We start from the raw sequence: 12,533 nt of genomic DNA on the forward strand, positions 1-12,533 counted from the left end.
GCAAATCAGGCAAATCAGACGCTCAGTAGACGCTCACGTCGTCGAACGCGCCGTCGTACGCGATGTGGTTCGGGTGGGTCGGTTCCATCCCCGAGAGGAGGAGTCGGTCTATCTTCCCCCACGAGTTCTCGAAGCCGAGGTGGGCGAATTCGACTGCGCCGCGAAGCGTGTGTGAGAGTCCAGAGCGGCGCATCACGTGTCGCTCGTCACCGTTTCGAAGTGCGTCGACGAGGTCCGCCTCCGAGTCGATGTCACGGTCGAACTCGGTCCACGCTTCGCCGATGCTCCCGCGCAGGTGCGCGTACGACGACCCGAATCCGGGGAGCGCGGCCTCGCGGGCGATTTCGCGTCCGCGACGATTGTGACGCGAGAACGCTTTGGCGTTGTACGTCTCGACAGCGTGGATGGCGTCGCGGTGCTGACGGATGTCGTCGATGGTCAGACTCACCGTCAGCAGTTCAGGGTGCGGGACGAGGGTCGCTGCCTCCTGTCGGGCGAACTCGTCGAGTGCGCCGTCGAGGGTGATGAAGTCGGGGACTGGGTCGTCGAGGCCGACTGCGAGGAGGTGTTTGCGGTCGCGCCACGACCCCGTGAACACCTCACGGGCCGGGACGACGAGCAGTTCGTCGTCGGAAAAGCGCTCGGCGCGAGCACGGATGTCGGGAAGACGGACGAAGTGCGGTGCGTAGACGAGCACGTCGATACCGCGGGCTTTCGCACGAGAGACGACTCGCTCGTCGAGAATCTTCACGTGCATGTCTACCCGTGTCGTCGTGCTCGCGGTCACACGACCACGTCGGGGTAGACGATAGTTAGTGGTTGCTATTTCTGAGACGACAGGGGTCCGAAGAAACGGTTTAGTCCCCCACGTCCGTCGGGTCGAACATGCCTAGGTGGAAGTGCGGTGTCGAAGGGTGTGGTGGACGCTTCGAAGACGTCGAAAGTGTCATCATCCACCAGACGACGGAACACGAGCGACACGAGTGTAAGGTGTGTGGGACCATCGTCCCCGAGGGTTACTTCGCGATTCGCCACGCCTTCGACGAACACACCCGCGCGGAGTTCGTCCGCGCGTACGAAGCAGACTCCACGGCGGTCCGCATCCGTGAAGACGTCAAAGACGCCGTCGAAGACGAAGCAGACCTCAACAGTATCGTCCAGCAACTCCGTGAGAAGGGCGCGCTGTAAGAACGACTGTTCGCGTGCGGCAGGGTGTTGGTGGGACCGTCGATACGCCCGACTCCGGTGAGAGCTTCATACGCTCGACTCGGTAGGGGTGCCGCGGAATACGGAGAGAGGAGAGAGAACTGACCGAGCGGTGCTTATCGCTCTTCGGAGTCGAGGACGCGAATCTGGTCGCCGCGGACGGTGACCGGAATCGGAACCGTCGCCTCGTAGAGTTCGACGGTGACCTGGTCTTTCGTCTCGTCGATACGCTGGACGCGTGCCTTCTCGCCTTTGAACGGGCCGGCGATGAGTTCGACGATGTCACCCTCGGCGATGCCTTCGACGTCGGGCGTCGGCGACAGGAAGTGTTCGACTTCGGCCATGCTGGACGTGCCGACCATCCCACCACTCTCGACGAGACCACGGGCGTGTGGAATCTCTTCGAGGACGCGCGTGACGATACCGTCGTCGTCTGCTTCGACCATCACGTAACTCGTGAGCGAGTCGGGCGCGAGGACGGCGTGAATCTCGGCGAAGTCCTTCGACGCAATCATGTCCGCGACCGTTCGCTCTTGGCGAGCGGTCGTCTTTACGGCGAAGATTGGCATCTCAGACGCCTCCGGGGAGGAAACTCATGACCGCGAAGATGATGAATCCGAGCAGTCCGACCAGGAAGATGCCCGCGCCGGCAATCTTGGAGATTTGAGAGAACTCCTGCCAGGAAGGCGTGCTCGCGAGTTTCAGCACGCGAACGTAGCTGTTGAGGTCGTATTTGACGTCCATGTTGGTGGGGGCTAAGACGGCCGGCTTTTTCTATCTATTGATGCTCGTCGCTTCGGAGCGACACGTCTGTACGACATGCGTCGACAGAAAAACGAGTGCGGTCGTGTCCAGCACGGACGACCCGCCGACACGAGTCCGACCGATGCGGTCCACCGAGTCGCGGTTGCGACCGATTACTCGACGTAGTCGATGTCTTCGAGGCGTTCCTGTGCGGCTTCTTGGACCTGCCCGTTGCGGCCGTAGATTTGCGGCGATTCGACGCCCGTGACGACAATCATCGTCCGCATCATGCCTTCGAGTTCGTCGTCGACGGAGGTCCCCCAGATGATACGCGCGTCGGGGTCGATGCGGTCGTAAATCTCCTCAACCACACCTTCTGCCTCTTCGATGCTCATGTCCGACCCACCGGTGACGTTGACGAGTGCGGAGTTCGCGCCGGAGATGTCCACGTCGAGAAGCGGCGAGCGAAGCGCGGATTTGACCGACTCCTGCGCCTTGGACTCCGAATCGGACTCGCCGAGACCAATCATGGCGACGCCACCACGTTCCATGACCGTCTTCACGTCGGCGAAGTCGAGGTTGACGAGACCCGGTTTGGTGATGAGTTCGGTGATGCCCTTGACAGAGCGCATCAGCACTTCGTCGGAGACTTTGAACGCTTGCCGGACGGGGAGTTTCCCGACGGCGTCGAGCAGGCGGTCGTTCGGAACGACGATGACCGTGTCGGAGACGTCGCGGAGGCGTTCCAGACCCGCTTCGGCGTTCGTTCGTCGGACCTCTCCTTCGGCCGTGAAGGGGGTCGTGACGATAGCGATGGTGAGTGCGCCAGATTCGCGTGCCGCCTTCGCGACGACGGGCGCGGACCCCGTCCCAGTGCCGCCACCAAGACCGGCCGTTACGAACACCATGTCAGAGCCTTCGATGGCGTCGTAAATCTCCTCTTGCGATTCGAGTGCCGCCTCTTCACCCACCTGCGGGAGGGACCCGGCACCACGGCCCTGCGTCTTCTGCTCGCCCATGAGAATCTTCGTGTCAGCACCGATTTCGACGAGGTGCTGCACGTCGGTGTTCGCAGCGACGAGTTTGGCTCCCTTGATACCCTCTTGGTGCATTCGGTTGACGGTGTTGCCACCCGCACCACCGCACCCGACCACCGTGATGTTGGTCTGAAGGTCTTTGAGAACCGCTTTCAGTTCGTCGTCAGTCATCGTGCCAGACCGGTTGATGTTGTTCGGGCCGCCGACTTCGGTCGTCCCATCCCCCATGTCCTCGGCCTCATCGATTGCGTCGTCGACGATAGAGTCCATATTTGTGCAGACGGTTTACGGAGGATGACTAATTATCTTTCCCCCTTGTGTCAGACGAGCGTCTGACGATGCCGATATTTGGGTCATTTAATAATTTCATTCTGATACAATCTACGAGAAATATGACAATCGCACTTAATTGATAACTAACTGCGTCACACTGTGAACTCGACAACTCGCTCGCGCGAGACGTCCGTGGGGTCGATAGTCTCCCCGTCGACTTCGACTACCTGTCCAGCCGATAGTTTCCCGAACGCCGGGCCCTCTGGAACGCCTAACTCGCGTGCCGCGTCGGGGTCGAACGCACTGGTGCGGGCCGTGACAGTACCGTCCTCACGGACGACCGAGTCGTACTTCCGGCGTAAAATCTCACAGAGACGCTCGACGAGTTCGTCGTATCCCGCTCCGGTGACTGCGGCGCGACCGACCGCGCGCACGCCGCCCTCGGTCGTGTGGAACGCGACTGTCGTCTCTGCGACGGCGTCGAGAGCGTCGTCGAGGTCGACGCCCTGTGCCTCGCCGAGGAGTCCATCTGGAAGCGATACGACGTCGTACGCGTCCGCGTCGATGTGCGCTCCGAATCGGAGTCCGTCTTCGATGCGCGTGATATCAGATTCGAGTTCGCGGACGCGAGCGAGTGGGACGCCAGCAGTCTCGCGGACCCACGTCTCGGAGACGACGCGATACCCCTCCTCATCGAGGACGGCGGCGAGGTCGTCTCGGTCGCCGTCGACGAGTGCAACGTCGGCCGCCGACGCCTCGAACGCGCGACGAAGCACGTCACGGTTCTCGTCGGGCGACCCCATCGCCTTCAGTTGCCAATCCGCCGCGATGTGCCCCACACACCAGTCGGTGTCGTCGAGGACGCGAAGGAACCGCGGCGCGTAGTGGCCGCCACCGAATCCGACGAGTTGTCGGTCGGTGTCGGCGTCGACGCCCTCGATGTCGAGGACGGCGACCGCCACGGCGCGTGCACCGTCTGGGTCTTCCCACTCGTCCTCGCCACTCCCGAGTTCGACGAACATCGACGGGACCGTGGTCCGCGTCGGCCCGTGGTGTGTCGCCTCGATACCGACCTCGTAGCCGTCGGGTGCGTGGTCACGGAGGGCCGCGACGACGGCGCGTTGGGCGTTTGGACAGGCGCGAGCGAAGTCACCTGCATCACCACCGTAGTCGGCGGGGCCGAAGTTCCCAGTGAAGTGTGCGGTCAAGAGTGGCCCCGTCTCGCCGGAGTGTCGAGAGACGACGGCGAGGTGGTCGAGGTCCGCAGCAAACGCCTCGGCGGGGTCGTCGAGGTAGATGTGGAGGTCGTCGAACTCACGGAGTTCGAACCCCTCACGGCGATAGAACGTGCCGCCACCGTCGGCGTCCGGTCGGTCCTCGTCGGTCTGTGCGTCCCACTCGGCGATGTCGAGTAGGTGCTCGCCGATGTGGACCGATGCGATGTCGGCGCGGCTGACGACGATTCCAATCACGATTCGAGGGTCGCCGACGGTGGCGAAAAGGGCGTCGGAAACGGCGAAGAGACGTGTAGTCGAAGCGACTGCAACCGAACAGTACGGGCGCGTTCAGTCCTCGGCAGCAGCGACGGGTTCCTCGGAAGCGTCCTCGGTGAAGTCGCCGCGTACCCGTCGGATGGACCGTCTGGCGACCGAGTGCAGTTCACGCCAGCGGATGATGAACAGCCCCGTCCCGAGCGCCATGTAGACGACAGCGAAGGCGAAGAGCGACGTCGTCCCGTCGAGCGTGACGAGGCCGAGGACGGGAATCGGGAGGGTGACTGCTGCCCCCGTGACGGCGTAGATGAACTGCGCGAAGAACAGGCCGAGGAGGACCAGCGCTTCGCGGACGCTAATCGTGAGCGAGATGAGGACGGCGATTGCGAAGTAACTCTGCGCGGCGGTGAGCCAGATTTCACCTGCCTGGTGGTTGTCGAGCGGGAGCGGTCCGTAGTAGCCGAGCGAGAGGCTGTAGACGAGGACGAGCGTGCCGATGAGGAGCGTCCACTGGTTGAGTTTCGACGAGATGAGTGCGTTGAATCCAGCTGTCGACCGGGCCTTGTTGACGAGGTAGGCGACGACGATGAGTTCGGGACTCTCACTGGCGAGCGGTGCGACCCACTGAATCATCAAGAACGGCGGGACGCCGACGGCGGTGCCGAGTTCTTCGAGGCCGTGGGCGAAGGGTTCGACGGCGACGAGGATGACGAACCCCGAAAAGAGGAACAACGAGAGCGTCGTGGCGATGCGCTTCGGTTTGACGTACGACTGAAGATACGCGGGAACGCCAATCTGTTCTTCGTGTTCGTGCGGCGAGTTCAACGCGACGAGGATGTACGAGACGTAGAGGCCGACGAGGACGAACATGTCGAACGCGCCGATTCCGTCACCGAGTGGCACGAAGAACGCGAACATCGTCGCCACGAAGAGGAAGAGAATCTCCGTCGAGATGCCCGTGTCCAGACGGACGGCGTCGGCGAGGAACCCGGGGCGGTTCTCGACAGCCTCGTCGCCGGTCTCACGCGCTCGGAAGACGGTGAAGAGCGCGATTGCAGACCAGCCGATACCGATGAGGATGCGGTTCGCACCAGTCATGTTGGCGACGGCGAGACTGGCAGCCTCGGCGGATTCGGGCGACCCTGGATTGATACCCGCCTCCCACGCGTAGAGTGCGTCGACGGCGTATTCGGGAGCGACTGCGAGGACAGCGAGGATAGCCAAGGCGAATGCGCGCGGCACGTCCGCTTCCGCCGTCTCGGCACCCCACGCGAGGAGGAACGATGCGCCGAGGACGGCGATGCCGCTCAATGCGACCGTGACACCAGTCTGGAGCTCGATACCGAAGAGTGAGTGGAGCCCCAACCACGGCACGGTGAGGAGGGCAGCACCGAACACTGCGACCAGTGGGTGGCTCAGTCGTCGTCGTACCATCGTGCCTACACTAGCGTCTGGGGGGTCGGTAGCTCTTGCGTTTCAACCGCACGACAAGAATGTCACCCTCCGCCGACAGGTTCGCTGTTAGGGGAGGATGAGCCAGAAGAAGACGAGATAGCCACCTAGCAGAATCCCGCCGTCGAGGCGAGACACGTCTCGATTGCGGAGCATCAGGAGGATGACGCCGAACGTGAACGCGAGGAGTGCGGGGAAGTCGAGCGAAATCGTACTCGCGGGAACGTTCACCGGAACCATGATGGCGAGGATGCCGAGGACGGCGACGACGTTGTAGATGTTCGACCCGACGACGTTGCCGATACTGAACTCGGACTCGCCGCGGACGGCGCTGATGACCGACGCCGCGAGTTCGGGCAGGGAGGTACCGAACGCGAGGATGGTGAGTCCGATGAAGCGCGTGCTGAAACCGTAGGCTTCGAGGAGTCCCTTCCCTCCCTGGATGAGCCAGTTCGACCCGATGAACAAGAGAAGCAGACCAGCACCGAGGTAGAGAACGTCTTTGAACTGGGCGGATACCGCATCTTCGTCTTCGATGTCGATTTCGTCGGTTCCAATCGCGTCGGCCTTCGCGGAGCGTGCGCGGTAGAGCAAGAACGCAGTGAACACCACGAGGATGACGAGGAGGATACCGCCGTCGAGTGCGCTGAGGTTCCCGTCCATTCCGAGGGCGACGAGTGTCACCGCTGCAGCAATCATGAAGGGGACGTGACGGCGGAGTGTCGCCGTCGAGACACCCATCGGTTGGATGAGCGCGGAGATACCCAACACGAGGCCGATGTTGGCGATGTTCGACCCGACGATTGCGCCCAGTCCGAGGTCAGAACTGTATCCCAGTCCGCTCAACACGGCGACGAACAGTTCTGGCGTCGTCGTCGCGAACGCGACGATGGTCACACCGACGATTGCTGCCCGGAGACCCAGACCGATAGCGAGGCGGGAAGCACCCTCGACGAGTGCCTCGGCCCCGAGATAGAGTGCGACGATACCAGCCACCAAGAGGGCGGTATCGAAGGAAAGCAGGGTTGCGAGTGCCGACATACGCGGGAGTAGACCAACGGGGGACCAAAAGTACGCCGGTACACCGTGCGGTCGCTATCGATTGACATACCGAGGCCTCACTGGTAGCTCTGGTGACTGTTCACGTGCGAATCACGGCGGCTTCGTCGCCGTGGGGACGCCGAACAGAGTCGCGGCGGAATCCGACGCAGACGGGCGAATTATATCACCAGCGAGACTCCACCCGGCTATGGAAGTCTACGGCCTCGTCGGCAACCCCGTCGGGCACTCGTTGTCGCCGCCGATGCACGAAGCGGCCTACGAGGCGACGGGGGTCGACGCGCGATACGTCACCTTCGAACCCGAACTGGACGCCATCGCCGACGCCATCGCCGGTGCGGACGCACTCGGTATCGCCGGCGTGAACGTCACGATTCCGTTCAAACAGGACGTACTGGCCCTCGTCGACCCGGACCCACTGGCCGAACGCATCGGTGCGGTCAACACCATCGACTTCGGCCCAGATGGCCCGGTAGGCTACAACACGGACGCCGCCGGCGTCACACGGTCACTCGAACGACACGGCGTAGAAATCGACGGGTCGAGCGCCGTCGTGGTCGGTGCCGGCGGTGCGGGCCGTGCCGCCGCGTTCGCACTCTCCGATAGTGGTGCAACGGTCCACGTCGCCAACAGAACGGCGGAGAAGGCGACTGAACTGGCCGCTGCCGTCCCCGGTGCGACGGGCGGCGGGTTAGACACACTCGAACGGGTCGGAGACGCAGATATCCTCGTCAATGCGACCAGCGTCGGGATGGATGCACCCGATGAGACTCCAGTTCCGGCGTCGTACCTCCACGCAGACCTCGCCGTCCTCGATGCGGTGTACGCACCGCTCGAAACTCGGTTGCTCCGCGAGGCGGCCGACGTGGGCGCGGTTACCGTCGACGGTGCCTGGATGCTCCTCCTCCAAGGTGTCGAAGCGTTCGAGATTTGGACCGGACTCGACGCACCCGTCGACGAGATGAACGCCGCACTCAGGGCACACCTCGCTGACGGCTGAGGCCGCCGGTTTTTAAATAACCGGATTGCATATGACAAACTAATATGGGCTTGCTTGACAGTATCTCGTCCTTCTTGAAATCCCTCATTGGTGGCGACTCCTCGTCCACTTCGCAAAGCGAACGTGACGAATCAGCGACCGTTACGGTCGAACGGGACACGCGCGCCGAGCGCGAGGAAGCGAACATCGAGACGGAAGCAGCGGTGAAAGAACCGGTCGAAGAGACGCAGGAACCCGAACCTGAAGCGGGAGACGAAGCCGAAGCGACCATCGAAGAGGCCGAACCCGAAGCAACGGAAGAACCGGACGCCGCTGTCGTCGACGAAGGTGAAGACGCCGATGAAGTGGCTGAAGACGCTGAGGAAACTGCACCGGCCGAAGAAGCCGAACCAGAGAGCGTCGAAGAGGACGAACCGGCCGAAGAAGCCGAAGCGAAAGCAGCGGACGAAACTGAAGAGACCGACGCAGCAGAGCCAGACGCAGTCGAAGCCGACGAGGACGAAGAGCCTGAGGCCGAAGAGAGTGAATCGCCCTCCGTCGATACGATTCGCGGCATCGGCCCGGCCTACGCAGAACGGCTCTCCGACATCGGTATCGAGACCGTTTCGGACCTCGTCGCCGCCGACGCAGACGACGTCGGCGACGCAATCGACGTGTCTCCGAAGCGGGTCCAACGCTGGATTGACCGCGCGAGCGACGCGTAAGCAGAACCGCTGACACGTCACGAAACCGTTTACCCGACGCGCCGATTGGTGCGAGTAATGACCGCACCGACCGTCGTCACCGACCGCGACGACTTTCGCGCGACTGCGGCGTCGGCCCCCGACGGCGCGCGCGTCCCCGTCGAAGTTCGGGTCCGCGTCTCGGACCCCTTCGACGCCTATCGGCGTAGCCGACGGGACGCTGGTGGCTTCTTCTACGAGACGACCGGCGGCCAATCCGGGTGGGGCGCGTTCGGCGTCAAACCCGTCGAACGTCTCGCTGTTGGCGCAGATGCCGTCTCCCGAGACGATACCGCGCCGACGCTCGCCGCACTCGAAGGACTCGTCGACGCCGAGACACTCGTTCGTGGCGAGTGCGACGTTCCGTATCCCTGTGGCCTGTTTGGTTGGCTTTCGTACGACGTGGCCCGCGAACTCGAATCCCTCCCCGACCACACGACCGACGACCGACACCTCCCGCACCTGCAACTCGGCGTGTACGACCTCGTCGCCTCGTGGGAAGAACCGCGGACCGACGACGGTGACGACACGCTCCTTCGAATCACCTGCTGTCCCCGAACCCCCACGGATTCGGACTTCGGCGAAGTGTACGACACGGCACGTGAGCGTGCGCTGGGACTCGCAGAGGACGCAGTGGACGGAACTCCCAGACCGGTGGAAGCGCCTGTCGCGTCTCACGAAGCGCAGTTCGAGAGTGAATGCGGGCGCGAAGTGTTCGCCGACCGCGTTCGCGCGGCAAAGCAGTACATCCACGACGGCGACACCTTCCAAGCGAACCTCTCGCAGCGACTCGTCGCACCTGCGGCGGTTCATCCTGTCGACGCCTACGCGGCCCTCCGTGCCGTCAATCCGGCACCGTACTCGGGACTCCTCGAACTTCCCGGCCTCGACCTCGTGAGTGCCAGTCCCGAACTACTCCTTCGAATCGACGGCGAGCGACTCGTCACGGAACCCATCGCCGGAACCCGTCCCAGAGGGGCGACACCGGAGGAAGACCAGCGACTCGAAGCCGACCTGACGACAGACGAAAAAGAGCGGGCCGAACACGCCATGCTCGTGGATTTGGAGCGAAACGACCTCGGAAAGGTCTCCGAGTACGGGTCGGTCGACGTGACCGAGTACCGTCGTGTCGACCGCTACTCCGAAGTCATGCACCTCGTCTCGCTCGTCGAGGGCCGGCGGCGCGAAGGCACAACGCTCGCCGACGCCATCGCGGCGGTGTTCCCCGGCGGGACCATCACGGGTGCGCCAAAGCCCCGGACGATGGAGATTATCGACGAACTCGAATCGACCCGTCGCGGCCCATACACCGGGAGCATGTTCGCCATCGGACTCGACGACAGCGCGGTGTTGAACATCGTCATCCGGACGCTCGTTCGCTACCGCGACGAGTACCACCTCCGCGTCGGCGCGGGCATCGTCCACGACTCCGACCCGAACAGCGAGTACGACGAGACGTTGGCGAAGGCACGCGCGCTCGTCACTGCAATCGACGAGGCACTCGGCGAACGCGCGAAGATGACTGTGGGTGCAGACCGATGACGCGCATCCTCGTCGTCGACAACTACGATTCGTTCGCCTACAACCTCGTCCAGTACGTCGGCGAGTTCGCAGACGAGGTGGACGTGTACCGAAACGATGCCCTGACGACCGAGGATATCCGCAACATCGACCCCGACGGAATCGTCATCTCACCCGGTCCGGGAACACCCGCCGACGCGGGCATCTCTATCCCCACGTTCCGTGACCTCGACTACCCGACCCTCGGTGTCTGTCTCGGCCACCAGTCGCTCTGTGCGGCCCTCGGTGCCCACGTCGGCCACGCGCCCGAAGTCGTCCACGGAAAACCCTCGTTGGTCGAACACGACGGCAAGGGCGTCTTCACCGGCCTCCCCGACCGAATCGAAGTCGGGCGCTACCACTCACTCGCCGTCGAACTGGACGACATTCCCGACGAGTTGGTCGTCACCGCGTACACGGTCGGTGATGAGAGTGGGGGCGACACCAAATCGGCCGTTGGTGCCGACGACACGCAGGTCGTGATGGGCGTCCGCCACCGCGAGAAACCGCATGTCGGCGTCCAGTTCCACCCCGAGAGCATCCTGACCGAGTCGGGCAAAGCCATCGTCCGCAACTTCGTCGCTCTCGCCGCGGGGGAGTCACCAGTCGCGGATACGTGGCAGGCGCGGGAGGCGAACCATGAGTGACGACGACACGGTGCGGCGGTACTACGTCGACGACGAACTCGTTCCGGCGGACGAGGCGTCGATTCCTGTCACGGACCGCGGGTTCCTCTACGGGGACGCAGCATTCGAGACACTCCGTGCATACGGCGGTGGCGTGTTCCACTGGGAGGCCCACGCGGACCGCCTCGCCGAGACGTGCGACGTACTCGGCATGGACCACGGTCTCTCAGACGACGACTTGCGAGCGCGTATCGACGAGACACTCGCAGCCAATGGCCTCGAAGAAGCGTACGTCCGCCTCTCGATTACTCGCGGGTCGCAACCCGGTCGCCTCACCCCCGCCGAAGACGTAGACCCGCGAGTCGTCGTCATCGTCGAACCGCTCCCGCGCGGTGGTCGCAATTCGGACCCTGTCTGGGACGGCCCGGCGACGGTCCAGACGGTCAGGACGCGCCGAATCCCTGACCGGGCCGTCCCCGCACGGGCGAAGACACACAACTACCTCAATGGAATCCTCGCACGCGTCGAACTCCGCGTCACCGGCGCTGACGAAGCGCTCATGCTGGATTCGGATGGGTACGTCACCGAAGGTGCGACGAGCAACCTGTTTTTCGTCGCCGACAACGCCCTCTGCACACCGAGTCTCGACGGTCCCGTCTTGCCGGGTATCACCAGACGAGTCGTCTTGGACCTCGCTCGACAGGAGGGCATCCCGATTCGCGAACGACGCTTCACCCCGGACGACGTGCGCGACGCGGACGAGGCGTTTCTCACGAACTCGACGTGGGAACTCCGCCCCATCGAGACAGTCGATGGCATCTCGGTCGGCGACGGTCCCGTGACGAAATTGCTCTCTCGACTCTACGACGACTACGTGGAGCGACGGTACTACGAGGAGTCGCGCGACGAGGGTATCGCGTCCGAGTAACCGCGGCCGTCTCAGAATTCGACGTTCGACTTCGAACTGCGGTCCGCGGGGTCGGTCTCTATCGCACCTGTTCCTTCGAACGAGAAGTCGTCGTCGGAGAGGAACACGTGGTCGCCGTCGATGGTGAGGTCGATGTCGTCGAGGACGGCACCCTCGCACGGCCCGTAGTTGCAGTACCCGGAGTCCGCTTCGAAGTACGCGCCGTGGTTCTCGCAGATTATCTCGCCGTTGCGCATCTCCGCGCCCGACCCCTTGTCGAGTTTGATGTGCGTCAGGTGCATGCAGTAGTTCAACCAGCCGGTGATATCGCCGTCGTCGCGGACGAGAATCGCCTCGCGTTCTTCTCCGTCGTCGTCGCGGACGCGGAAGAGAAACGTCGTGTCCTCGGGGACGTCGTCGACACCACAGATTCGTTCCAAGTCGCTCATTGGGG

General features: G+C 63.3%; 14 protein-coding genes. 6 read left to right on the forward strand and 8 right to left on the reverse strand.

Annotation, left to right across the window (positions count from 1 at the left end):
- Positions 1-22: 22 nt before the first annotated feature.
- Positions 23-757: a PHP-associated domain-containing protein gene (locus tag GJR96_RS01735; protein ID WP_151163860.1), complete on the reverse strand. Its 735-nt coding sequence runs from the start codon at positions 755-757 to the stop codon at positions 23-25.
- Positions 758-885: 128 nt separating this feature from the next.
- On the opposite strand from GJR96_RS01735, the gene GJR96_RS01740 reads away from it, so the two are divergent.
- Complete coding sequence (locus GJR96_RS01740; protein WP_151161358.1) at positions 886-1,188, forward strand: DUF7565 family protein; 303 nt, start codon at positions 886-888, stop codon at positions 1,186-1,188.
- A gap of 134 nt (positions 1,189-1,322) precedes the next feature.
- Here GJR96_RS01740 and GJR96_RS01745 read toward each other — a convergent pair whose 3' ends face one another.
- The 6 genes from GJR96_RS01745 to GJR96_RS01770 all read right to left on the reverse strand — a co-directional run bounded on the left by GJR96_RS01745 (position 1,323) and on the right by GJR96_RS01770 (position 7,246).
- Positions 1,323-1,775, reverse strand: a complete 453-nt coding sequence (locus tag GJR96_RS01745; protein WP_151161359.1) for a transcription elongation factor Spt5 — start codon at positions 1,773-1,775, stop codon at positions 1,323-1,325.
- A gap of 1 nt (position 1,776) precedes the next feature.
- A complete protein-coding gene (locus GJR96_RS01750; RefSeq protein WP_004044219.1) occupies positions 1,777-1,950 on the reverse strand; it encodes a protein translocase SEC61 complex subunit gamma in 174 nt (57 codons plus the stop codon).
- Positions 1,951-2,123: 173 nt separating this feature from the next.
- Entirely contained in the window at positions 2,124-3,257 is a 1,134-nt protein-coding gene (gene ftsZ, locus GJR96_RS01755; RefSeq protein ID WP_151161360.1) for a cell division protein FtsZ, read from the reverse strand.
- Between the two features lie 155 nt (positions 3,258-3,412).
- The gene (locus GJR96_RS01760; protein ID WP_151161361.1) at positions 3,413-4,732 is read right to left on the reverse strand and encodes a D-aminoacyl-tRNA deacylase; all 1,320 of its coding nucleotides are present in this window, start codon (positions 4,730-4,732) and stop codon (positions 3,413-3,415) included.
- Positions 4,733-4,825: 93 nt separating this feature from the next.
- On the reverse strand, positions 4,826-6,187 hold the full coding sequence (locus GJR96_RS01765; protein WP_154326158.1) for a sodium:calcium antiporter: 1,362 nt from the start codon (positions 6,185-6,187) through the stop codon (positions 4,826-4,828).
- A gap of 87 nt (positions 6,188-6,274) precedes the next feature.
- Complete coding sequence (locus tag GJR96_RS01770; RefSeq protein ID WP_151161362.1) at positions 6,275-7,246, reverse strand: calcium/sodium antiporter; 972 nt, start codon at positions 7,244-7,246, stop codon at positions 6,275-6,277.
- A gap of 208 nt (positions 7,247-7,454) precedes the next feature.
- Between GJR96_RS01770 and GJR96_RS01775 the strand changes: the two genes are divergently transcribed.
- Genes GJR96_RS01775 through GJR96_RS01795 form a run of 5 tightly spaced genes read left to right on the forward strand, consistent with a single transcriptional unit; the run spans position 7,455 to position 12,100 of the window.
- Complete coding sequence (locus GJR96_RS01775) at positions 7,455-8,264, forward strand: shikimate dehydrogenase (RefSeq protein WP_151161363.1); 810 nt, start codon at positions 7,455-7,457, stop codon at positions 8,262-8,264.
- A gap of 44 nt (positions 8,265-8,308) precedes the next feature.
- Positions 8,309-8,968 (forward strand): helix-hairpin-helix domain-containing protein, encoded by a 660-nt coding sequence (locus GJR96_RS01780; protein ID WP_151161364.1) that lies wholly within the window; start codon positions 8,309-8,311, stop codon positions 8,966-8,968.
- A 57-nt stretch (positions 8,969-9,025) separates the two neighbouring features.
- Positions 9,026-10,528: an aminodeoxychorismate synthase, component I gene (pabB, locus tag GJR96_RS01785; RefSeq protein ID WP_151161365.1), complete on the forward strand. Its 1,503-nt coding sequence runs from the start codon at positions 9,026-9,028 to the stop codon at positions 10,526-10,528.
- A complete protein-coding gene (locus tag GJR96_RS01790; protein ID WP_151161366.1) occupies positions 10,525-11,193 on the forward strand; it encodes an anthranilate synthase component II in 669 nt (222 codons plus the stop codon). Before pabB ends, GJR96_RS01790 begins: the two co-directional genes overlap by 4 nt.
- On the forward strand, positions 11,186-12,100 hold the full coding sequence (locus tag GJR96_RS01795; protein ID WP_151161367.1) for an aminotransferase class IV: 915 nt from the start codon (positions 11,186-11,188) through the stop codon (positions 12,098-12,100). Before GJR96_RS01790 ends, GJR96_RS01795 begins: the two co-directional genes overlap by 8 nt.
- Positions 12,101-12,111: 11 nt before the next feature.
- On the opposite strand, the gene GJR96_RS01800 is transcribed toward GJR96_RS01795, so the two are convergent.
- Positions 12,112-12,528: a Rieske (2Fe-2S) protein gene (locus tag GJR96_RS01800; protein ID WP_151161368.1), complete on the reverse strand. Its 417-nt coding sequence runs from the start codon at positions 12,526-12,528 to the stop codon at positions 12,112-12,114.
- Between the last annotated feature and the right edge of the window lie 5 nt (positions 12,529-12,533).

The organism is Haloferax litoreum (assembly GCF_009674605.1).
Classification (GTDB): domain Archaea; phylum Halobacteriota; class Halobacteria; order Halobacteriales; family Haloferacaceae; genus Haloferax; species Haloferax litoreum.